The sequence below is a fragment of the Parabacteroides sp. ASF519 genome (genome assembly GCF_000364265.2).
Lineage (GTDB): Bacteria > Bacteroidota > Bacteroidia > Bacteroidales > Tannerellaceae > Parabacteroides > Parabacteroides goldsteinii.
Window position 1 is genome coordinate 4198416 of sequence record NZ_AQFV02000006.1, and the last position, 21964, is coordinate 4220379.

General features: G+C 39.1%; 20 protein-coding genes and 2 pseudogenes. 17 read left to right on the forward strand and 5 right to left on the reverse strand.

The genetic code is table 11. The features are described from left to right. Nucleotide 1 precedes the first annotated feature (1 nt). Nucleotides 2–3184, reverse strand: a complete 3183-nt coding sequence (locus C825_RS16560; protein ID WP_044214463.1) for an efflux RND transporter permease subunit — start codon at nucleotides 3182–3184, stop codon at nucleotides 2–4. An 18-nt stretch (nucleotides 3185–3202) separates the two neighbouring features. Then, entirely contained in the window at nucleotides 3203–4306 is a 1104-nt protein-coding gene (locus C825_RS16565; RefSeq protein ID WP_010803288.1) for an efflux RND transporter periplasmic adaptor subunit, read from the reverse strand. A gap of 211 nt (nucleotides 4307–4517) precedes the next feature. Between C825_RS16565 and C825_RS16570 the strand changes: the two genes are divergently transcribed. Together C825_RS16570 and C825_RS16575 are read left to right on the forward strand one after the other, a co-directional pair. Further along, nucleotides 4518–5426 (forward strand): AraC family transcriptional regulator, encoded by a 909-nt coding sequence (locus tag C825_RS16570; RefSeq protein ID WP_010803289.1) that lies wholly within the window; start codon nucleotides 4518–4520, stop codon nucleotides 5424–5426. A gap of 61 nt (nucleotides 5427–5487) precedes the next feature. Then, nucleotides 5488–5994 carry a hypothetical protein gene (locus tag C825_RS16575; protein WP_010803290.1) on the forward strand — a complete coding sequence of 169 codons (507 nt, stop codon included), beginning with the start codon at nucleotides 5488–5490 and terminating at the stop codon, nucleotides 5992–5994. Between the two features lie 84 nt (nucleotides 5995–6078). Here the strand turns inward: C825_RS16575 and C825_RS16580 are convergent, their stop codons facing one another. The 3 genes from C825_RS16580 to C825_RS16590 all read right to left on the reverse strand — a co-directional run bounded on the left by C825_RS16580 (nucleotide 6079) and on the right by C825_RS16590 (nucleotide 8616). Beyond that, nucleotides 6079–6975, reverse strand: coding sequence for a helix-turn-helix domain-containing protein (locus C825_RS16580; RefSeq protein ID WP_010803291.1), 897 nt, complete (start codon nucleotides 6973–6975; stop codon nucleotides 6079–6081). Between the two features lie 65 nt (nucleotides 6976–7040). After that, nucleotides 7041–7553, reverse strand: coding sequence for a cupin domain-containing protein (locus C825_RS16585; RefSeq protein WP_010803292.1), 513 nt, complete (start codon nucleotides 7551–7553; stop codon nucleotides 7041–7043). 145 nt (nucleotides 7554–7698) lie between these two features. Beyond that, the gene (locus tag C825_RS16590; RefSeq protein WP_010803293.1) at nucleotides 7699–8616 is read right to left on the reverse strand and encodes a cation diffusion facilitator family transporter; all 918 of its coding nucleotides are present in this window, start codon (nucleotides 8614–8616) and stop codon (nucleotides 7699–7701) included. Between the two features lie 559 nt (nucleotides 8617–9175). Here C825_RS16590 and C825_RS16595 point away from each other — a divergent pair. From C825_RS16595 to C825_RS16655, 15 genes and pseudogenes are all read left to right on the forward strand, one after another. Next, a pseudogene (locus tag C825_RS16595) lies at nucleotides 9176–9487 on the forward strand (undecaprenyl/decaprenyl-phosphate alpha-N-acetylglucosaminyl 1-phosphate transferase); the annotation flags it as partial. 34 nt (nucleotides 9488–9521) lie between these two features. Continuing rightward, on the forward strand, nucleotides 9522–10157 hold the full coding sequence (locus tag C825_RS16600; RefSeq protein WP_010803295.1) for a sugar transferase: 636 nt from the start codon (nucleotides 9522–9524) through the stop codon (nucleotides 10155–10157). A 377-nt stretch (nucleotides 10158–10534) separates the two neighbouring features. Beyond that, nucleotides 10535–10714 carry a nucleotidyltransferase domain-containing protein gene (locus tag C825_RS16605; RefSeq protein ID WP_228110489.1) on the forward strand — a complete coding sequence of 60 codons (180 nt, stop codon included), beginning with the start codon at nucleotides 10535–10537 and terminating at the stop codon, nucleotides 10712–10714. A gap of 276 nt (nucleotides 10715–10990) precedes the next feature. Further along, nucleotides 10991–11353 (forward strand): hypothetical protein, encoded by a 363-nt coding sequence (locus C825_RS16610; protein WP_010803296.1) that lies wholly within the window; start codon nucleotides 10991–10993, stop codon nucleotides 11351–11353. Nucleotides 11354–11511: 158 nt separating this feature from the next. Beyond that, nucleotides 11512–11781 (forward strand): hypothetical protein, encoded by a 270-nt coding sequence (locus tag C825_RS16615; RefSeq protein WP_010803297.1) that lies wholly within the window; start codon nucleotides 11512–11514, stop codon nucleotides 11779–11781. Nucleotides 11782–11851: 70 nt separating this feature from the next. Next, the gene (locus tag C825_RS16620) at nucleotides 11852–13390 is read left to right on the forward strand and encodes a lipopolysaccharide biosynthesis protein (RefSeq protein ID WP_010803298.1); all 1539 of its coding nucleotides are present in this window, start codon (nucleotides 11852–11854) and stop codon (nucleotides 13388–13390) included. Continuing rightward, nucleotides 13390–13542 (forward strand): annotated as a pseudogene (locus C825_RS27740) (4Fe-4S dicluster domain-containing protein); the annotation flags it as partial. The gene C825_RS16620 and the pseudogene C825_RS27740, both read left to right, overlap by 1 nt. A gap of 15 nt (nucleotides 13543–13557) precedes the next feature. Then, complete coding sequence (locus tag C825_RS16625; protein ID WP_160257463.1) at nucleotides 13558–14568, forward strand: Coenzyme F420 hydrogenase/dehydrogenase, beta subunit C-terminal domain; 1011 nt, start codon at nucleotides 13558–13560, stop codon at nucleotides 14566–14568. Between the two features lie 12 nt (nucleotides 14569–14580). Continuing rightward, complete coding sequence (locus C825_RS16630) at nucleotides 14581–15759, forward strand: polysaccharide pyruvyl transferase family protein (protein WP_010803300.1); 1179 nt, start codon at nucleotides 14581–14583, stop codon at nucleotides 15757–15759. Between the two features lie 5 nt (nucleotides 15760–15764). Next, nucleotides 15765–16547 (forward strand): oligosaccharide repeat unit polymerase, encoded by a 783-nt coding sequence (locus C825_RS27745; protein WP_157310094.1) that lies wholly within the window; start codon nucleotides 15765–15767, stop codon nucleotides 16545–16547. Between the two features lie 22 nt (nucleotides 16548–16569). After that, nucleotides 16570–16989 (forward strand): hypothetical protein, encoded by a 420-nt coding sequence (locus C825_RS16635; RefSeq protein ID WP_157310095.1) that lies wholly within the window; start codon nucleotides 16570–16572, stop codon nucleotides 16987–16989. Beyond that, on the forward strand, nucleotides 16986–18869 hold the full coding sequence (locus C825_RS16640) for a hypothetical protein (protein ID WP_010803302.1): 1884 nt from the start codon (nucleotides 16986–16988) through the stop codon (nucleotides 18867–18869). Before C825_RS16635 ends, C825_RS16640 begins: the two co-directional genes overlap by 4 nt. A 20-nt stretch (nucleotides 18870–18889) precedes the next feature. Continuing rightward, nucleotides 18890–19891, forward strand: coding sequence for a glycosyltransferase family 2 protein (locus tag C825_RS16645; protein WP_010803303.1), 1002 nt, complete (start codon nucleotides 18890–18892; stop codon nucleotides 19889–19891). Between the two features lie 15 nt (nucleotides 19892–19906). Next, the gene (locus C825_RS16650; protein ID WP_010803304.1) at nucleotides 19907–20674 is read left to right on the forward strand and encodes a glycosyltransferase family 2 protein; all 768 of its coding nucleotides are present in this window, start codon (nucleotides 19907–19909) and stop codon (nucleotides 20672–20674) included. Between the two features lie 2 nt (nucleotides 20675–20676). After that, nucleotides 20677–21909: a protoporphyrinogen/coproporphyrinogen oxidase gene (locus tag C825_RS16655; RefSeq protein WP_010803305.1), complete on the forward strand. Its 1233-nt coding sequence runs from the start codon at nucleotides 20677–20679 to the stop codon at nucleotides 21907–21909. The last annotated feature ends 55 nt before the right edge of the window (nucleotides 21910–21964 follow it).

Sequence of the window (21964 nt, forward strand, 5' to 3'; positions counted from 1 at the left end):
ATTATTCAACGCCGCCACGTTCGGCTGCACTTCTCTCCTGTTCCAGCAACACCTGCACGTCGGCTTCTTCTTCCATCGGTTTACGTATCTTTTCCTGCAGATATTCAAAGATGATATAGAATACCGGAACTACAAACAGCAACGCCAGTGTTCCGACAGCCATACCGCCAACGACACCCGTACCCAACGAACTGTTTCCGTTGGCACCTGCACCGCTGGAGAACATCAACGGCAGCATACCGAAAATCATCGTCAACACCGTCATCAGGATAGGACGCAGACGAACCTGTGCGGCTGAATAAGCCGATTCGACGATCCCCATTCCTTTGCGGCGGCGTTCGATGGCGTACTCCGTAATCAAGATAGCCGTCTTTGCCAGCAAACCAATCAACATAATCACACCTGTCTGCAAGTAAATGTTATTTTCCAATCCGAATATCTTGGCGAACAGGAAGCTACCCATCAACCCGAACGGTACGGAGAAGATAACGGCAAACGGAACCAGGAAGCTCTCATAAAGACAAGCCAGAATCAGATAAATAAGGAATATACAAATAGCATAAATGAAAACCGTCTGTGCACCGCTACTGCTGGCCTCTTCGCGGGCCATACCGCCGTATTCATATCCATATCCTGCCGGCAGACTCTGTGCTGCCACCTCTTCGATAGCCTTCTGCACCTCACCGGATGAATATCCTTCGGCCGGGTTCACATTCGCTGTAATGGTGCTATACAGATTGAAACGGTTGGACGTTTCCGGTCCGAGCACTTCCGTCAATGTCACGAACTGGCTGATAGGAGCCATTTCCGCTCCGTTACGCACGAACATATTATCCAAAGACTGCTGGTCCAGGCGATACTCGGGCGAAGCCTGCATCATTACGCGGTATACTTTACCGAACTGGTTGAAGTTCGAGATATAAGCGCCACCGCAATAACTGCCCAAGGCATCGAGTACGGTGCTTGGTGAGATACCTGCACGTTTACATTTTGCCGCATCGACATCTACCGATATCTGCGGGAAGTTCATCGCATAAGAAGTATAGGCCATCGTTATTTCCGGACGCTGATTGAGCGCACCGAGGAACTGCATCGACGAATTATAGAATGTAGCCATATCGCCACCAGTTCTATCCTGAAGGTTCAGTTCAAGGGAATTACCCATACCGTACCCCGGAATCATGGCGGGCTGGAAACTGAATATCTGTGCTTCCTTTATACCGTAGAACTGTGCATTGAGGCGTGCAGCCACGGCATCGGAGTTGTGCTCCTTCCCTTTTCGCTCGCTCCAGTCTTTCAAACGGACGATAATTGTTCCGTAAGAAGTACCCTGCCCGGACATAAGTCCATATCCGGCAACACGGGCATAGTGTTCTATTTCAGGAGTATTATTCAAAATATCTTCCAGCTTGTTCATTACCTTGTTTGTTTCTTCCAGCGTGCTTCCCGGCGAAGTACTTACGTTCACCATGATAACGCCCTGGTCTTCCTGCGGCACAAGCCCCGTCTTAGTGGTATTCATCAGATAAACCAGCAGAACGATGGCAGCCACCAGCGAAGTCCACACCATCCAACGATGATGGATAAAGAACATTACACCTTTCTTATATTTACCCAGCACAGCATTGAACGAAGCATTATAAGCTGCACGTACCCGTCCGTTGATACTCGTTGCACTCTTCGTTCCATCCGACGGACGCATCATAATGGCACACAGAGCCGGGCAAAGGGTCAACGCCGAAATCATGGAGATACCTACCGCAGTAGCCATCGTGATACCGAACTGTGTATAGAACACACCCGACGTTCCGCCCATAAATGTTACAGGGATAAACACTGCCATAAATACACAGGTACAGGAAACGATAGCCATCGTCACATCGCCCATCGCATCTTTCGTAGCGAGATAAGACGACTTATATCCGGCATCGAACTTCGACTGCACCGCCTCGACCACCACAATGGCATCATCCACCACCGTTCCGATGGCAAGTACCAAGGCAAACAAGGTCAAAATATTCAAACTGAATCCGGCAGCCACAAGGCAGGCAAATGTTCCGACCAGCGACACTATAATAGAAATAGACGGGATAAGCGTACTCTTCAAGTCCTGCAGGAAGAAGTACACCACCAGGATAACCAGGATGATGGCAATAACAAGCGTCTCCACCACATTATGTATGGAAGCGAATAGGAAGTCGTTCGAACTCATCATCGTGACGAACTCCGTCCCTTCCGGTAAGCTCTTCTCCATCTGCTCCATCTGGGCAGTTATTTGTTTGTTGACAGCGGTTGCATTGGAACCTGCTGTCTGGAACATCATGAAAAGAACAGCCGGTTTACCGTCCATCTCGCTACGGAAACTGTACGTCAACGTACCCAGTTCCACATTAGCCACATCTTTCAGGCGAAGTACGGAACCGTCGCTCTGCGAACGGATAACGGTGTTCTGAAACTCTTCCACGCTTTTCAAACGTCCGCGATACTTCATCGTGAACTGGAAAACATTCTCCGAATTTTCTCCCAGCGAACCGGTAGGCGCTTCGATATTCTGTTCGCCCAGCACTGCCGTCACATCCGAAGGGACAAGGCCGTACTGTGCCATCCGTTCCGGACGCAACCAGATACGCATACTGTATGTATCACCCAATTCCATTACATCACCCACACCTTCAATACGTTTGATTTGGGGAACAACATTGATGTCCAGATAATTGGCGAGGAAAGTCTGGTCGTAACGACCGTCGGTGCAGACCATTGCACCGATTTGCAGGAAGCTGGTCTGGCGTTTCTGTGTAGTCACACCAATCCTTGTTACCTCCGCCGGCAAAAGTCCCTGTGCCTTGGATACACGGTTCTGTACATTGACAGCTGCCATATCCGGGTCTGTCCCCTGCTTGAAATATACCTGTATAGTTGCCGAACCGGCATTAGTAGCAGTGGAAGTAATATACATCATGTTCTCCACCCCGTTTATACTTTCTTCCAGCGGCATGACAACACTGTTCATCACAGCATCGGCATCGGCTCCCGTGTAAGAAGCGGTTACATAAACCGTAGGCGGCGCAATGTCGGGATACTGTTCCACCGGCAGCGTAAAGAGCGAAATAAGCCCTATCACCAAAATCAGCACGGAGATACAGATAGCCATCACCGGCCGTTTTATAAATATGTTTCCTTTCATATTTTTTTTCTCCTTGTTTTATTTTACGACAGTACCTTCGCGTACCAACCCGGCACCTTCCGATACAATTTCATCACCGGCTTTCAACCCGTCGAGCACGACATACTCGCGCCCGTCGTTAATACCGGCTACGGTTATCAGGGTGGAGACAGCCTTGCCGTCCACGACCTTATAGACAACAGTCTTATCCTGCAACCGGACAGTCGCCCCCTGCGGGACAACGATACAGTCTTTATAAACGCTCGGTATCACTACCGTGCCCGATGCTCCGCTATGAAGCAATCGCGATTCGTTGGGGAATACCACACGTGCCACCACCGTACCTGTCTGCCGGTCGATGACTCCGCTGATGGATTCTATGATTCCTTTTTTGTCGTAAACCGAATTATCGTTCAGCTTCAGTTCCACTTCCGGCATGTTCTTCAATGCGTCGTCCATGCTTCCGTGCTCGCGGGTCAGGGCCAGCAACTGGTTTTCAGTCATGGAGAAATAAACATACATATCGGAATTGTCGCTTACTGTCGTCAACGGCTGCGGTATACTCGCGCTCACCAATGCACCCGCACGGTAAGGCAATGCGCCCACAACACCATCGCACGGACTTTTCACTTCCGTATAAGAGAGGTTATTGCGTGCATTCAGTTCCTGCGCTTCGGCCTGTGCCAATTGTGCTTTGGCAGAGAGGAAAGTGTTCTCAGCTGTTTGCAGACTAAAGTCCGAAACGACTTTCTGAGCATTCAGTTCCTTATTACTGTTATAGGTCAATTCTGCTGTTGCCAGTGCGGCACGTGCCGCTTCCACGTTAGCAGTAGCCGTTTTGAGAGCTGCCCTGTAAGGCACCTGGTCAATAACGAACAGCACTTGCCCACGACGTACTTTTTGCCCTTCAGTTACGTAAAGTTTCTCGATAGTTCCTGATACCTGAGGATAAATGTCGATATCCTGCCGCCCACGTATCGTCGCCGAATAAGAAGAAGTAAGCTCTTTGTCCGCCGGAGCCACTTTCATAATTGAATAAGAAGATTTCATCTGTGCATCCGGAGCTTGTTTACAGGATGCCATCCACATCGTACAACCGACAATCCCTATCAGCCGTATCCATTTTTTACTTGTTTTATTCATACTATTGCTATTAAAAACTGGGACAAATGTAGACGAAAGGAACATAGCCATAGTGCCCCATTTCTCTCCAAGGATGTCTTATTTTCCCCCACCATCGCTTTTTTACGCTAATTTTATACACCCATGCGGAATACAGAACATCAAAGTAGTGAAATAGAACATCTTAGTTGTCCGGTTATTCGCCAAATTTGCAAAAACAAAAATAGAGTATATGGAAAATGAAGAAATCAAAACTGTCAGTATAGAAGACTTTAAGACCAACGAGCACATCATCGATTATGTAGATGACGATTTTGCAATAGTGAACAGCCTGGAAGGAGCTCCAACCGGTAATGATACGGTACGATTAGATTGTTTTCTTCTGGCTATTTGTGTGGAAGGTTGCATTCAGCTGGATATAAACCGCAAAACTTATCAATTGGAAGATGGCGACCTACTACTTGGCCTTCCCAACACCATCATCAGCCATATTATGTTAAGTCCCAGGAATAAAATCAGGCTTGCCGGTTTCTCCACCCGCTTCCTGCAACGTGTCCTCAAAATGGAGAAAGTGACATGGAATACGGCCATTTATATACATAATAATCCGATAAAGCGCGTTGGTGAAAACAAAAATGAAATCTTTTTTTATTACAGGGATTTAATCGTTGCAAAGATAAACGACGATCCTCATCATTATCATAAAGAAGTAATACAACATCTGTTTTCCGCACTTTTCTGTGAGATGCTGGGGGCTCTCCACAAAGAAGCCATCGAACTGGGAGAGGTCGGACATGCGAAAGAAGGGATTAAACAGGCTGATTATATTTTCCGGAAATTCGCTGAAAAGTTATCGGCAGACAATGGCATGCACCGTTCGGTATCTTATTTTGCCGATGCGCTCTTTTACAGCCCCAAATATCTGTCGAAAGTCGTCAAGAAAACATGTGGAAGGACACCTTTGGAACTAATCAACGAAACAGCCATTGAGCATATCAAACACCGCCTGAAACACTCCGACAAATCCATCAAAGAAATTGCAGAAGAGTTCAACTTCCCCAACCAATCCTTCTTCGGCAAGTTTGTAAAAGCTCACACCGGCATGTCCCCCGCACGTTATCGTGATGCGAGGGTGGAATAGTTTGTTGTTTTTTGCTATATTTGCTGAGTAATAACCTTTGAACACTATTAAATAGAAGATCATGAAAGAATTTGAAGAAGCACTAGTTTGCAAATGTAAGAATGAGAGAATACCTGAAGAATTCAATTACTTCGGAAAAGTCATTGGCGAATGGGACCTCGACTGGAACGACCGACTCAATACCTCCACCCCACGTCGTGTGAAAGGCGAATGGATATTCTCATGGGTACTCGACGGTATGGCCGTACAAGACGTTTTCATTGTCCCTTCAAGAGCAGAGCGGCTCACTGATATTCAGCCCGATGCCGCCTACGGAACCACCATCCGCCTGTTCAACATCGAAAGACAAGTTTGGGAAATATTCTATGGATGCCCCGAAGAATGTGCACGTCTCGAAGCACGCAAGGAAGGTGACGAAATCATCCTCACTGAAATAACCTCAAAAGCTATGAAATGGATTTTCTCCGATATCACCGATAATTCATTCACCTGGCGAAGCATTGCCAAAAGCCCCGCCGGAGATTGGATTACACTCGCAAGAGTCTACGCTACCCGCAAAAAGAAATAAAAACAGCAATCTTTCATAATAACAAATGGCATGCAAATTAAAATTATTTATTCAATCTGCATGCCATTCATTATTTCTCATACTTTAGTTCTGCGCCCGGTACTCGTTCGGAGAAGTTCCTACGCACTTCTTGAAAAGACGGGTGAAATGCTGCGGATACTTAAATCCCATTTCATAAGCTATTTCGCTGATAGAACGGCTGGTGTCGAGCACCTTTTCCTTCGCCATGTCAATCAACATCAACTGTATATGTTCCTGAGCCGATTTGCCTGTTTCCTTTTTAATCAAGTCGCCCAGGTAATTTGCGGAAAGATGTAACTGGTCTGCACAATATTGCACAGACGGCAACCCAATCTCTTGTGGCTTATCCGACAGGAAATAGTCGTTCAATATCTTCTCGAACTTCGACAATGTATCTTTATTTACATTCTCGCGGGTAATAAACTGACGGTCATAGAAGCGCAAGCAGTAGTTGAGCAACAGTTCGATATTGGAAACAATCAGCATCCGGCTGTGTTTATCGATCCCCCTGGACAGTTCCAGTTCTATATTCTTCAGGCAATCGATTACAATTTGCCGCTCCTGTTCCGACAAGTGGAGAGCCTCATATACTTCATAGGAGAAGAAATTATAATTCTTTATATTGCGTCCGAGTGTCGTCCCCCGAATCAAATCCGGATGAAACAGCAACGCCCACCCTTTCGGCTTTATCACCTCTCCGTCATTCGACACACCAACCACCTGGCCCGGCCCCGTGAAAACCATCGTACCTTCCTGGTAATCATAATAATTACGCCCGTATTGCAAGTCGCCGCATTTTACCTCTTTCAGGAAGACTGCATAAAAGCCGTAACTCATCCGGGCACGTTTTATGCCCGTTACTTTCGAGAAGTCGATCACGCTAACCAGCGGGTGCAACGTTTCCTGCCCTATCAGGTCATTATACTGGCAGATATGATCCATTTTTTCTATTTCAGCCATAGTCTTTCCTTTTAAATGTTTCAGTACAAAGTTAATAGATTTTTGTTATATCAGTCAAACTTCAACTATTTTACAGCCTCCGTATATTCCTCATCAGTCACTTCCCCAAGCCATTCCGCGCTGTTTTCGCTTACCTTCGGAGTGATTCCGATATGTGTAAAACGGCTGTCGGGTGCAGCACCATGCCAGTGGACAGTATTGGCCGGAATATTTACCACATCGCCCGGTTGCAGGCGTTGGGCCGGTTTGCCTCTTTCCTGGTAATAGCCGACTCCTTCAGTACAAAGCAGGATTTGTCCTACTGCGTGGGAATGCCAGTTGTTGCGGGTGCCGGGGGCGAAAGTTACATTATAAATGTTACAATCATATTCCGGTTGTGTGGAAAGCATCTTCAGCCAGGCATCGCCGCTGAAGTTAGCAGTAATAAGATTGCCCAGTCCCAATACCGGTTCTTTTACCTGAGTTTTATCTTCCATTATTTCTACTGTTTGATTATTTCCGTTATTGTTCTTACTGTTGCACACATTCACTGCAAAGAGTGCCATGCAAATCAGGATGATTACTGAATTATTTTTCATACGCTTCCTTATTTAATGGTATTTTATCATCTTCCTTTCGATGTTGCAAAAATAAGGAAACAGTGACAACCAAACTGTAGACGGATTACAGATATTTATACCCAAATTACGGATTACCATTGGGATAGTAACACACGTCGACAGATTATTCTACCATCCCCTTGTCGATACCAAACTTCTCATCCGTCTGACATTTCCCGGCAGGTTCCACATGGACTAGAATATCATATACATTATCTATCGAGTTTTCGATACTTTTCTCTACGGCATCGGCTATTTCATGAGCTTGCATAAGAGTCATCTGTGGATCCACTTCTATGTCAAGGGTAATATTATACAGGTTTCCTATCATCCTCGACCTGACCCGGTGAGGATTGCCTGCACCGGGCACTTTCTCCACGGCTTCGAATATCTTATTATATATATTGACATCTTTCACGCCGTCCATCAGTTCGACATTGGAATCCATAAAGATACTGATGGAAGATTTTATGATGAAAAGACTTATTATCAACCCGGTAATTGAATCGAGTATCGGCAGTTTAAATATAAAAGTAAATATCAACCCCAATAAAACCCCGGATGAAATAATAACATCATTACGCATATTGATAGCATTTGCTGTCAGCATGGAACTATTGATTTTCTTCCCTTGCTTATACTGATACAACGCCAGCAGGAGCTTGCCGGCAATAGAAAAGACAGTAACATATATAGCAATAGCAGACGGTATCTCTTTTACCTCGTCCGAAAAAATACTTTCAACAGACGACAACAGCATCTGCACACCGGCATAAAATATCACGAGCGACAGAATCTTCGTTGCAATACTCTCCGCTTTCTCATAGCCGAACACATACTTTTTAGAAGGTGGCCGGCTCATAATCCGCGCCGTAAAAATCATCACAACAGAAATAATTACATCTGTCGCCGAATCGATACCGTCCCCCAATACGGCTAAACTGCCAGCCAATAAACCTACAATAATTTTCGATACGGAAAGTACAGCGTTACCAATCGTGCTTATCCATGATGTTCTTATCAATATTTTCTCCCGTGACATATCTTTGCCTTATTAAGTAAATAGATTTTACAAACAGGGGATAAATATAAGCATAATATATCTGCCCGCACAGCCAAACGAAACAACTATTTTCCCTTATTGGTTTTAATTTACCTCAATTTTTCAACACATCCTGTTTCCCAGTTACTTATCAGATATAAAACCTTATGAAAGCCCATTCCTGCATTCTTTACTTTTACATAGTTATTGTATTTTTTATATCATTATATAAGATAAAAGATTTAAACAAAATCAGCCATAAAATAAATCAAAATATAGAATATAAACAAATAGCTATCAATATATTACAATAAAAATGAATGACTAAAATAATCGATCGTTTATTTTAGTCTGTGCAAAGGTATGAATTATTTTTATATCCACAAGACATATATTTTTTTATAAAAATTGATTTTCAAAGTATTAAATATTTTTTAACACGAAGTTAAAAAACACATAATGATGACTAGAAAAAACGATCGTTTTTTCTAGTCATTTTTCGTTAGTACACACATGTGACTGACGAACTTTGTCGTGTTCAATAACTAGTATTAATGTAATGGCTTACCTACTTATTACTTTATCGTTATTCATATCAATAATCCTTTCAAGGCTTATTATTCTGCGTATTCTGGTAGTTGCACACCGAAAAAAACTGTTCGATATACCTGATGAACGAAAAGTCCATAGTGGAATAATTCCCCGATTGGGTGGTGTTTCATTTGTTCCCACCATCCTGTTTTCGTTAGCCTTTGTCACCGGATTAAGGTATCTTGTTGGGCTTGAAATAGCCATTGACAAGCTTAATTTCATAATTCCCGAATTTTACTTCATGGTCTGTGGTCTGATGTTATTGTATTTATCCTATATAAACAAAAGTAGTATTGTAGTAGAAAATAATAAATATGGAACAAACTATAAACAATAACCAATTTATAGGAGATGGAATGAATGCTTTTGAACGCAATGTAAAACGCAGTGTTGACTGTTTCCTTGCATTGTTGGCTTTGATTATTTTTTCTCCCCTATTTTTAATTTGTTATATTGCTGTACGCTGGGAGGATGGGACACCTGTAATTTTCAAGCAAGAGCGCATCGGTCGTTTCGGTCGTCCTTTTAACATTTACAAGTTCCGAAGTATGCGGCTGGATGCAGAGAAATTCGGTCCAGCTCTCTACAAAGGAGATTCGGATCCCCGTATGACCCGTGTGGGGAAGTTCTTGCGCGAATATCATTTAGATGAGTTACCCCAACTATGGAATGTTTTCATCGGTGACATGGCTTTCATCGGTCCACGTCCGGAGCGTAAATTCTACATCGACCAAATTATGGAGCATGATCCACGCTATCATTTTCTTTATCAAATACGTCCGGGGGTTACTTCATATGCTACGCTTTACAATGGCTATACAGATACGCTGGAAAAAATGCTCCGTCGTTTACGTTACGACTTATTCTATTTGGAACATCGTTCATGGTGGTTCGATTTTAAGATATTGGTAAAGACGTTCTTGAATATTGCGTTTGGGAAAAAATTCTAAGTACCGTTCTGGTTATACGATTCATAAATACCTGCAAGTACTGAATTTTAAATTTATATTCCGAATATTTATCTTTACCGTTTAATATCATACATAAATTTCTGGTTTGATCGGAGTAGGGATAAAAAGACAAGCAAGAAGATAATCTACTCCTTCTCCGTCAACGCCCAACCAGTTGTCGTTTGATGGCTGCATCAATAAGTCTGTGGAGAGAATAGAGTTGTGGCCCCCCAGGCTGATAAAGAAAACAATCTGTTGGTTTCATTCTTTTACATCGCAGACAAACTGAAATGCGGTTACACAACACAATATAAAGAACACTCATACGGGTATATCATTGATTTGAAAACCAAGTAAGTTCTGTAATATTGATCTTGTTGGACAAACCGAAAATCGAGGCGGAGGATTATGACAATGTATCTTATCCTTTGGTGGGGCTAGGCTGGTCGTTAAACGAGTGCGTCAGCCCGCTGCTTTACACCTTGAAAGATTGGATGAAATACCATTTCTCCCCCTTTATACACAACGTAAAAGACGAGGAGATACGATTGCTATAAGTTTAAGTACGGAAGATATAACAGCGGTTGTCACTATCGTAAAGAGAAGACGGATTCAAGGCGCAAACCCTAACGGGGTAGTCGGTCAATTAGATTTGCCAAACTTGAAAGCCTGATTGCTCACCCATAATAATTATGTAGAAATACGACAATTTCAGCTTATAGGAGTCATGGCATAAGGAGTTCCTATGGGAAATGTTTGTCTTAGCAGTCTCATGCCTTAGGAGAAATAGAGAATGTCGGATCTTGTGTTAAATGAATTAAAGGAAAGAATGAATGAAATCAATTTACCACCATACATCATTCAAAGTTTTGAAGAGTATCGTAACCGATACCGGATTAAACTTTAGAGCCAGTAAATATAGTAATTACACAAACGGCGAATATGAATGGATCAAGGATAAGGCGAATGCTGTGATTCAGGAAATGTGCAAGGAGCAAAGTAAACCATTTGATACTGATCCAATGAAGTTTAACCCCTATATCATTTGTTTTTGCGGAGAAAACTTGTCGAGGGAAATGTGGTTAAACTATGTGGATAGTGGTAATGGCATACAAATAGGCGTAAATACGGATATTATCTCAAGTTTTTCTTTGAAGGAGCGTGATCCGGATGTTTTGTTCGGTGCGTTTACATAACAAAAGAGGAAAGTGAAGATAAAAAATATGTAAAAGCTGCAATAAAACGTGTTTATGATAAATGCAAATTTGAGTCTGATAGCTATCAAGATGATTTGTCGGTTTGTGCCTCTTGCCTCAAGCAGGAAGAATATAAATATGAAAAGGAATATCGGTATATGGTACCTAATTATAACATCATTGTTTTTGAAATGGATGCAAAAGGAGATGTTTCAGAACAAGAGATGGAAAATTTAGAAAATATAGAAACAGACGGAACTAGGAAATATATTTATCGGACATTTCCCAAAGCAGCGTTTGCTAGTGTTACTTTAGGGCATTTGACGACAAATGAACAGATGGAGGTAGTGCGTCAGTATCTTGATTATTGCGGTTATGGTATGGAAAAGATCATGGTTAAAAGGATAGAGAGTAAGGATCTTGTTTAAGGGGCTATGTTCTAAATTGAGTACTTCCCACTAATTTACTAGTGGGGCGGAAATTATTGTGATCTATATTATGTCTGCTACATCAGAAAACAATAAACGGATAGCGAAGAACACGCTGTTTCTCTACGTGCGTATGCTCCTGATCATGGGGGTGACACTGTACACCAGCCGGGTCGTGCTACAGGTGTTGGGGGTAGAGGATTTCGGAATTTATAATGTAGTGGGGGGAATTGTGGCGCTATTTTCCATGTTTACGGGTTCTTTAACCTCGGCCATTAATCGTTTTCTAACGGTAGAATTAGGAAATGGAAATCAACAGCGTTTAGCGATTATATTCTCTACCTCTGTCAATATACAACTGCTTCTATCCGTGATTATTTGTGTTTTTGTAGAGTTGGCAGGTGTTTGGTTCTTGAATAACCGGATGAATATACCTGCTGAACGTTTATATGCAGCTAATTGGGTTCTGCACACTTCTATTCTGACATTCATGACCAATCTGATTTCAGTTCCTTACAATGCGGCTATCATTGCCCATGAACGTATGAAAGCGTTTGCGTATGTAAGTGTTTTGGATGTTTTTTTGAAGTTGGGTGTCGTTTATTTCTTGTTTTTGGATTTATATGACGGATTGGTTGTCTATTCGGTTTTGTTGTTTATAGAGGCCATGGTTATACGTTTCATCTACGGGGCTTACTGTAAAAGGCATTTTGAGGAATGTTCTTATCGTTTTGTTTACGATAAGGTACTCTTGAAGGAGATGGCAGGAATGGCAGGTTGGAACTTTATAGGAGTAACATCTGGAGTCTTGCGGGATCAAGGGGTGAATATCCTACTTAATTTATTTTTTAATCCGGTTGTCAACGCTGCCCGTGCGATTTCCGTTCAAGTAGGTATAGCTGTTAATAGCTTCGCTAACAATTTTTTTACGGCACTTAATCCTCAGATCATGAAGTCTTATGTGATAGGTGATAAATCTTATATGATACGCTTAGTTTTCCTAGGGACACGGTTTGCATATTATTTGTTGCTGTTGTTATCATTGCCTATTTTGTTAGAAGCAGAGACAATCCTTTCGCTATGGTTACAGTCAGTCCCGGAGTATACGACTTGTTTTGTTCGTTTAACGCTTATTTTCGTATTGTCGGAATCTATATCTCAGCCTTTAGTTACCTCCATGTTCGCTACAGGAAAAATTCGAAATTACCAGATCATTGTCGGAGGAATACATATGCTGATCTTCCCGCTGTCCTATTTAGCCCTTTATTGTGGGGCGTTCCCAGAGATACCTCTCTATATAACAATTGTTATCTCACAGTTATGTCTGTTCTCAAGGCTTCTTCTGTTACGAAAGATGATAGGTTTACCAATGATGGAGTATCTAAGGAAAGTCTATAATAATATATTGTCTGTCAGCATTGTGGCGAGCCTCCTCCCCTCCGCTGTATGTTACTTTTTCCCGGTTTCTTTCTTGCGTCTTTTTTTGGTGTCGGGAATCAGTCTGGTTAGCACCATCTTTGCGGTCTATCGCATAGGATGTTCTGGAGAGGAGAGGGTTTTAATCCGACAGAAAATTGCCTGTCTCAAATATAAAATAATAAGAAAATAATGATACAAATACGATCCCCAAAAGAATGTTGTGGATGTACTGCTTGTGCCGAAATTTGTAGACACGGAGCTATATCGATGATTCCGGATACATATGGTTTTCCATATCCCATATTGGATCAATCCAAATGTGTAGATTGCGGTATGTGCGATAAAGTATGTCCTATCTTGAACAAATTAAGACCACGGTATCCATTGGCCTCCTATGCGTTTATGCATAAGGATCAAAGCATTCGGAAGAAATCTTCGACTGCTGGTGCATTTGTTGCGCTATCCGAAAATATATTATCTAAGGGTGGCGTGGTGTTTGGATGTGCCTTTGATACGGATTGGAGTGTTAAACATATTTATATAGAAAACAAGGATGAACTGGCACAGCTGGTCGGTTCTAAATATTTGCAGAGCCGGATAGAAGGTAGTTTCAAGGATTGTAGGAGTTTCTTGAAAGAAGGTAGATATGTTTTGTTTAGTGGAACTCCTTGTCAAATAGCTGGTCTGAAGAACTATTTGGGAAAGGACTATGACACACTTTTATGTGTGGATTTGATTTGTCATGGCGTTCCAGCTCCTAGAATATGGCAGAAATACCTTCGATATAGAGAACAAAAAAAGTCGCATGAAGTGGGAAGAGAATTGTTTGTAAATAGTGTTAATTTTCGGGATAAATCTAAAGGATGGGCTGCTTATTCCTTATCCTTATCCTTTGCTGATAAGAGTGGCCATACCTATAAGGTACCTTCATTATGCTGGAATGAAGATCCATACATGTTGTCTTTCATTAGGCACCTTAACATGCGTCCATCTTGTTTCCATTGCCGTTTTAGGAACCAACGGAGCAGAAGTGATATCACGATTGGGGATTATTGGGGATATGCAGAGGCTTATCCAGAAGTCATAGATGATAAAATCGGTGTAAATGCTCTTATTGTCAATACCGAAAAGGGACGTTTATGTTTAAATGAAATTGATTTTGATGGCTTTGAGTCATCTTATGAAAACATTGTTAAAGGTAATCCTCAATTGATGCGGTCTCATTGGACACATGTCAATCAGGGGAAATTTTTACAACAAGTCTATACGAGAGATTTCAAAGAACTAGTAATGGATTGCTTAAAGCTATCTCTCTTCCAAAAAATAATCTCTAAAACATGTACATTATACATGTTATATATAAGATAAAATTTATGTTCAATGAAAACAGTAGGAATAATAACAGTACATCATTACGGAAATCATGGTTCTTCATTGCAAGCATATGCTTCACAAAAAATATTTGAAAAATTGGGTTATGATACATATATCATAGATTATAGATCTCCCAATGCTTATTATGCGACAGATAAGTATATGAATTATGATTCCAGAGATGATTCTTATTGGAAAAAGCTTGAAAAACGGAAAAGTGGATTTCTGAAACGGGCAGTAAAAGCGGTTTTGTCAAGACCTCATATCGCTCAATTACTATATCACAAACTAGGGGTAACTAAAGGTGTTGATTTGAACCAATTTTGGCTAAAGAACTTGAAGATGACCTGTCGTTATGATAGTTTACAAAAACTGTTTGCTGATCCTCCCCATTTCGATATTTATGTAGTAGGTGGTGACCAATTATGGAACACGCACATCACGTTTAATAACCCGGCATTCTTTTTGGCGTTTGCGGATGAAGATGCTAAGAAGATCTCTTTTTCGACAAGTATAGGTATTCCTGCCATCCCGGAGAATGCGCTACCCTCGTTTAAAAGAGGAATTAAAAATCTCTCGTCGATCTTGTTACGAGAGGAGGAAGGCGTGGCGTATTTGCGTTCAATGGGATATAAAGCAGACAGGGTACTTGATCCCACATTGATGTTGACTAAGGAAGAATGGGAGCAAATGCAGAATAAGCATTATAAACCACCTTATGAAAGATATATTTTAGCTTACTTCCTTGATCCTACTAGCTGGACAATGGATTTGGTAGAAACTGTTCGAAAACAGACTGGGTTATCCGTCATTGTCATAGGTGAAAGGAAGGGATATGACAACATTGATAGTTATTCTTTTGTAGGTACTATTGAGACAGCTACATTCTTGTCTCTTTTTGCAAATGCCGAGATAGTGGTTACCAATTCTTTTCATGGAATGGCTTTTACGCTGATTTTTGAAAAGCTTCTAGTTGCCACTTATCGTGGTGAAGAATCAGATACATCCATGAATTCTCGACATCGTAATATCGTAAATATGTTTGGTCTCTCTTCCTGCTTGTATGAGCGAACTCATTTTTCTCCAGAAAAATTGACCTATAAGATGGATTATAATAGGATTCATTTATTGTTGAATGAGTATAGAGGGCAAAGTCTTGACTTACTGAAGAAGGCTCTTTCTTGAATGATATGAGTTACTATATAACTATCTTATTTTTGCTGTTGACCCTTTTCTTGACACGACGAATAGATAAATGCTTGATACATCCTATTACACTCACTTCCTCTTTATGGCTTTTTTTATTGATTGGGTATAATGTTATTGATCACGGTCTTTATCCATTGAGCGATAAGTTTTATTATGCGCTTATGGCTTGGATTATACCATTTCAAATAGCTTGTCTGAGTATGAGTAATAAGTATGTAAGGGTAAGGAGATTGCATTTGGCTCATTCCGCAACTCCGTTGATAACGAACCGATATGTTATACTATTTATCTCTATATGCCTCATAATATCATTGGTAATGAGCTACCAGCGAGCAATTGTGTTTGATCCGTCAAATTTTTACAGTGCATGGAGGGAACTATCTGTTGCGGTAAAACGAAATGAAGAGGCTCCGTTATCCGGTTTGCACTTAAATACCTTCAGAGTCGCTCAAATGGGGTACATGTTTTGTTTGATTTATTTATTAAGAGATGAGCGGTTTAAATATAAGCGATTGTTTTTTTTGTTAGTTTTTGCATTTATTGTTATGGGGGCTGATAAAGGTAGTATATTACGTTTCTTTATTGGATATATTGGAGTTCTTTGTTTTAGAAATAAATTGAATGTACGCATATTGCTGTATTCTTTATCACTCATATGTTTAGTGGTATACGCTATACAGTTTTTTCGAGGAGACTCTGAGGGCATAGATATTTTCGATTTAATATATATATATATATATATTCTCTCCTCTTCCAGCCTTTGATAACTATATATTACATAGTCAAGTGGATTTAACAACATATTTTCATGGAGATTTAGTTTTTAAGAATTTTCCTTTGGTCGGCAGGATTTTTGCAAATAATTATAATACAGTTGATGTGAATTATTTTAATTATGAAATGGTGCATGTTCCTTTACCTACAAATGTTTATACAATGATGGCTGGATATTGGGTTGGATGGAAATGGCTTGGATTGATTGTTGGAGGATTATTTCATGGATGTTTTTGGGGATATGTTTATAACAGATCGAGGAAATCAGAAGCATATAAAGTTTTATATGTTTCCATTTTAAATGTGCTTGTTTTTTATTTTTTTCATGATTTTTTATTAGAGCATATAGGGTTTCATTTGTTATTAATTTTTATTTTATTTTTCATACTCTATAATCCGATGTTTAAATATTTAATATTGAGAATAAAATGAGATACTATTCATTTGATCTGTTTGATACCTGTTTTGTTAGAGCTTGTGGGGATCCTAAGAATATTTTTGATTTATTGGCTTATCGAATTTTAGGAGATGATAGTAGTGATAGTGTTCGGTATGATTTTTCTCAGATACGGATAGAAGGAGAAAAAAAAGCCCGTAAACTATCTAATAAAAAAGAGATATCATTGGATGATATCTATATGAATTGTGACTTCTCTGGTTTGACCAGTTTGTCTAATAAAAAGATATTAATGGCTGAAATGGAAATAGAGAAAGAACAATTAGTGCCTGTATATTCTATATGGAAAAAGATACGAGAGCTTCATCAAGAAGGACATGGTATTTATTATATTTCTGATATGTATCTTCCATATGAGTTTTTATTAAATTTATTGAAAGAATATGATTTCTGGAAAGATAAAGATAGCCTTTATGTCTCTTCTGCCTGTTATTTAACTAAATTTGCAGGGACTCTTTATGAGAAGGTTGCTAGTGAGAATAATTTATCATATCAAAAGTGGATACATTGGGGTGATAATAAGTATAGTGATTATTTTATTCCTAAAAAGAAAGGTATTCATGCTTCGCTTGTTCAGCATAAATATTCCTTTTATGAACACTATCTGCTGAAACAAGATTATTTTTTTGGATTCTTTGTGAATCAACATCTAGCTGGCATATCGAAGGCAGTAAGACTATCGTTCCCCAATACACCACAATATGCTTTTGCCGCAGATTTAATAGCTCCTTTATATGTCCCTTTCGTGTATAAGGTTTTGCTAGATGCTACTCTCTCAGGTATCAAAAAAATCTTTTTTTTGGCTCGTGATGGCTATATCTTGTACCAAATTGCACAATCATTACAATCTGAATTTCCTAATATAGAATTGCGATATCTCTATGTTTCACGTTCGTCTTTATATCTTCCCGGCTTACAGGAAATAAATTCAAATAGCCTGCAATCTCTAACAAAGACGGAATTTGGTTTTACAAATGAAAATAAACTGGAGATATTGGCAAATTTTATAGTTCCAGAAGTTCTTGAACAAATAAAGAAAGTCACATTTGAAAATTTAAATGAAGATATTTTTTCTAACAATAGTGTACTTTCTATATTATCTCAATATAATAAAAAGCAGCAAGATCTTATCTATGAATATTTTATTCAGGAGGGATTAGCAGATATGAGCCATAAAGTCGCTGTGGTTGATGTTAGAGGTACCCGATCATGTCTTCAAGCAATAAATACCATTTTGTCTAACAAAGGATATACTCCTGTGAAAGGATACTACTTGGAGGTATTCAAGAATCGAAAAACAATCAAAGAAACAGGAGATTATAGTTCGATTTATTACCATGAACGTTTTAGAAATAATTCTCTTATATATATATATGAATTAGGTAATATTTTTGAGCAATACTTTTCTTTATCTCCTCACCTTAGGACAATAGCTTATAAGAAAAATAGAGACCTTATACAGCCAGTATTTGAGGAAAGTGAAATAGACAACGTTGTTGTTAATACTGTAAAATGCCATGAAGATGTTATGGCGTTGTTCTCAAAGTTATTTATTTCAAATAAACTTCATTTACATGTTAATTCAACATTATTTCTTACTACAAAAGTACTTATATATTTTAGTCAGAAGCCTATTTATCGTTATCTTTCAGCTCTGAATCCTGTTAGAATCAATAATAAAAAAGGTAAATATATTTATATTGTAAAACGAATATCGTTAAATAGTATAAGAAAGCATAACATTTCTTGGTGGAGAGGATCTGTTTATTTCTTATTAAGAACGGTAGCTTTTTCTAAGGTTATTAATCCTATTTCGTTTTGTTTAAAAAAGATATACCATCGTACTACTAATTGATTATTATAATAAAAAATATTATGATTAGATTTTCCGTTATTGTTCCTGCCTATAGGGTCGAACAGTATCTTTCTAAATGTATTGAAAGTATTATTAGGCAGACTTATTTAAATTTGGAAATCATATTGGTCAACGATGGTTCTCCAGATGGTTGCCTGCAAATTATGGAGTATTATGCTGCAAAAGACAAACGTATTCGAGTCATTTCTCAAACTAATATGGGGTTGTCTGAAGCAAGAAATGCGGGGCTGAAAATTGCTACAGGTGATTATGTAGCTTTCGTAGATAGCGATGATTGGATAGAAAAGGAGATGTTTGAGGTATTGGCTGCACATCTTGATTCAAAGCCTTCAGACTATACTTGTTTCAGATTGCAGTTTGACAATGAAAAAACGGGGACTTGTTTTGTTTATGGCAAACCTTATTCTATAATGAAATTAGAGGAATCGGAGAATATTTTGAAAGATACTTTGAATTTAACCCATATTCCTACTTCAGCTTGCTCAAAAGTGTATAACCGTACATTTTTGGAGAAACACGTGTTGAGATTTGAAAAAGGTATTGTAAATGAGGATACACTTTTTTCAATACAAGCAGCTTGTTATGCAAGAAAAGTAACCTTTGTGAATAAAGTGTTGTATCATACAACAGAGCGAGAGGGAAGCATTTCTCGTTCATCACAAGAACGTTTATTTTTAGATATGCATAAGGCTTTCTTGAAAGCCAAGGAGTGTCTGGTTGAAACTGGATACTTCGATAGTTTTCAAAATAGATATGAAGCTCGTTATTTAAGATCGATTCTTTATAATCAATTACAAGCAGCTCAAAGGCTAAGTTATAGAGAGTTTGTTAAGATTATGGCTAGTTGCTTTCAGCATACGTTTTATAGACAATATAATGTAGGTAGTGTACGAAGATATTTATCCCTGAATTATCGGATTATGCTGATATTTAGTCAATCTCTTCTGTTGTTTTTTATAGTGGTAAGGATAATGAATAGAGTTGGAGTAAGAATGCATTAATTTAAATAATTATTTATGACACAAAATCTTGTTTCTATTATTACCCCGATGTATAAAGGTGCAGCTTTTGTAGGGGAGACGGTTCGTTCAGTACAAGCACAGACGTATCCAAATTGGGAAATGATAATTATTGACGATTGTTCTCCAGATGACGGTGCAGGTATCGCAGAAGTGAGGAAATACACAGAAAAAGATAAGCGTATTAAATTAATAGCTTCTCCTGTGAACAAAGGCTCGTCGGGTGCTAGAAATATCGCTTTGCGTGAGGCACAGGGTAGATACATCACTTTCTTGGATTCGGATGATATTTGGTCTTCTGATTTTTTAGAATCCCAATTGAATTTCATGAAAGAAAAAAGTGCAGCATTAGTCACTGCTTCTTATCACCGAATTAACGAACAAGGGATACAAGTATTGCAACCTTTTATTGTTCCAGAGAAAGTAAATTATTGGGATATACTGAAATCTAATCCTATTTCTTGCCTCACTACAATATATGATCGTGAGGTAGTAGGTGAACACTATTTTAGGGAAGAACTGAAAAGTCTACGTGATGATTATGCCTTTTGGTTAGAGATATTAAAGGACAAGGTAGAATATGCTTATGGCAATCCGAAAATCTTGGCATCTTATCGTTTGGTTTCCACTAGCGTTACACGTAATAGAAAAAAACTGATCAAGCCTCAATTTTTGATTTATTATCAAGTGGAGAAGCTGGGACTATTAAGAAGTATTTATTATTTTATGAATTGGGCTATAAGGAGCGTTTTTAAATATAGTTGATGATGGATTTGATTGTAGGTGCAGGTATATCAGGTATCAGTTATGCCAATTTTACAAAGAATGATTTTTTATTGATAGAAAAAGAAAACGAATCGGGAGGATATTGCCGTACAATTAAACGAAATGGATATGTGTGGGATTATTCGGGACATTTCTTTCATTTCCAACATCCGGATATCGAAGAATATGTTTGCCGAAATCTATCTCCTTCTTCTTTGTTGAAAGTGGAAAAACACACACAGATTTATTATAAAGGTGATTATATAGATTTTCCTTTCCAGAAAAACATTCATCAATTGGATAAAGAAGATTTAATAGATTGTCTTTATGATTTATTTTCTGCAAATCATGAAAATATACGGTCTTTCAAAGAAATGGTTTATGCTAATTTGGGTAAATCAATTGCTGAAAAGTTCTTGATCCCTTATAATGAGAAATTGTATGCTTGTGATTTGGATAGATTAGATATGAATGCAATGGGACGCTTTTTCCCAAAAGCGAATAAAGAAGATATTATCTTGAACTTTCGTTCGCAAGATAATTCCTCTTATAATAGTTCTTTTACTTATCCTAAAGGCGGTGCGGTGGAATATGTTCGGTCTCTGCTGAAAAATGTAGATAGTACAAAAGTTTGCTTGAATGAAGAGCTATTAGAAATAAATATAGAGGAAAAAGTAGCGACAACTAATAAACGGAAGATAAAGTATGATCGACTGATATCTACTCAACCATTACCCTCTTTGTTAGACCAATGCCACTTGGGGTATGAATCCAATATTTTTTCATGTAACAAGGTTTTGGTATTTAACTTAGGTTTTGATTCTAAAGGCGATGATCAGAAGAATAGTTGGGTGTATGTTCCCGAAAAGGATTATATTTTTTATCGTTTGGGTTATTACGACAATATATTGGGAACAGATAAAATGTCTTTATATGTTGAAATAGGCTTTCCGGAAAACGAGATTTTATACAAAGAAGGCTTATATTTAGATCGTGTGATGAATGATTTAAAGAGGATTGGGGTGGTGACAACACAAAAGTTGGTTGATTATGAAACCGTCTTAATGAAGCCAGCTTATGTACATATTAGCAAGGAAAGCCAAGAGGCCATCTCACATTATAAGAGTATATTGAAAGAAAAAGATGTCTATTCCATAGGACGATATGGCAGTTGGACTTATTGTTCTATAGAAGATAATATACTGGAAGCAAAAGAGATGGCGTCAAAATTATGAATTTCATGTATTTAAGAAGTATAAATCGGATTGAGCCTTTGTAAAGAAAGTGATG

Bases quoted from the DNA above. Each gene is read 5' to 3' on its own strand.
- C825_RS16655 (WP_010803305.1), top strand. From the start codon at position 20,677: ATGGATTTGATTGTAGGTGCAGGTATATCAGGTATCAGTTATGCCAAT.
- C825_RS16620 (WP_010803298.1), top strand. From the start codon at position 11,852: ATGTCTGCTACATCAGAAAACAATAAACGGATAGCGAAGAACACGCTG.
- C825_RS16610 (WP_010803296.1), top strand. From the start codon at position 10,991: ATGAAATCAATTTACCACCATACATCATTCAAAGTTTTGAAGAGTATC.
- C825_RS27745 (WP_157310094.1), top strand. From the start codon at position 15,765: ATGAGTTACTATATAACTATCTTATTTTTGCTGTTGACCCTTTTCTTG.
- C825_RS16565 (WP_010803288.1), bottom strand. From the start codon at position 4,306: ATGAATAAAACAAGTAAAAAATGGATACGGCTGATAGGGATTGTCGGT.
- C825_RS16615 (WP_010803297.1), top strand. From the start codon at position 11,512: ATGGTACCTAATTATAACATCATTGTTTTTGAAATGGATGCAAAAGGA.
- C825_RS16570 (WP_010803289.1), top strand. From the start codon at position 4,518: ATGGAAAATGAAGAAATCAAAACTGTCAGTATAGAAGACTTTAAGACC.
- C825_RS16580 (WP_010803291.1), bottom strand. From the start codon at position 6,975: ATGGCTGAAATAGAAAAAATGGATCATATCTGCCAGTATAATGACCTG.
- C825_RS16600 (WP_010803295.1), top strand. From the start codon at position 9,522: ATGGAACAAACTATAAACAATAACCAATTTATAGGAGATGGAATGAAT.
- C825_RS16645 (WP_010803303.1), top strand. From the start codon at position 18,890: ATGATTAGATTTTCCGTTATTGTTCCTGCCTATAGGGTCGAACAGTAT.
- C825_RS16575 (WP_010803290.1), top strand. From the start codon at position 5,488: ATGAAAGAATTTGAAGAAGCACTAGTTTGCAAATGTAAGAATGAGAGA.
- C825_RS16585 (WP_010803292.1), bottom strand. From the start codon at position 7,553: ATGAAAAATAATTCAGTAATCATCCTGATTTGCATGGCACTCTTTGCA.
- C825_RS16590 (WP_010803293.1), bottom strand. From the start codon at position 8,616: ATGTCACGGGAGAAAATATTGATAAGAACATCATGGATAAGCACGATT.
- C825_RS16630 (WP_010803300.1), top strand. From the start codon at position 14,581: ATGAAAACAGTAGGAATAATAACAGTACATCATTACGGAAATCATGGT.
- C825_RS16640 (WP_010803302.1), top strand. From the start codon at position 16,986: ATGAGATACTATTCATTTGATCTGTTTGATACCTGTTTTGTTAGAGCT.
- C825_RS16560 (WP_044214463.1), bottom strand. From the start codon at position 3,184: ATGAAAGGAAACATATTTATAAAACGGCCGGTGATGGCTATCTGTATC.
- C825_RS16650 (WP_010803304.1), top strand. From the start codon at position 19,907: ATGACACAAAATCTTGTTTCTATTATTACCCCGATGTATAAAGGTGCA.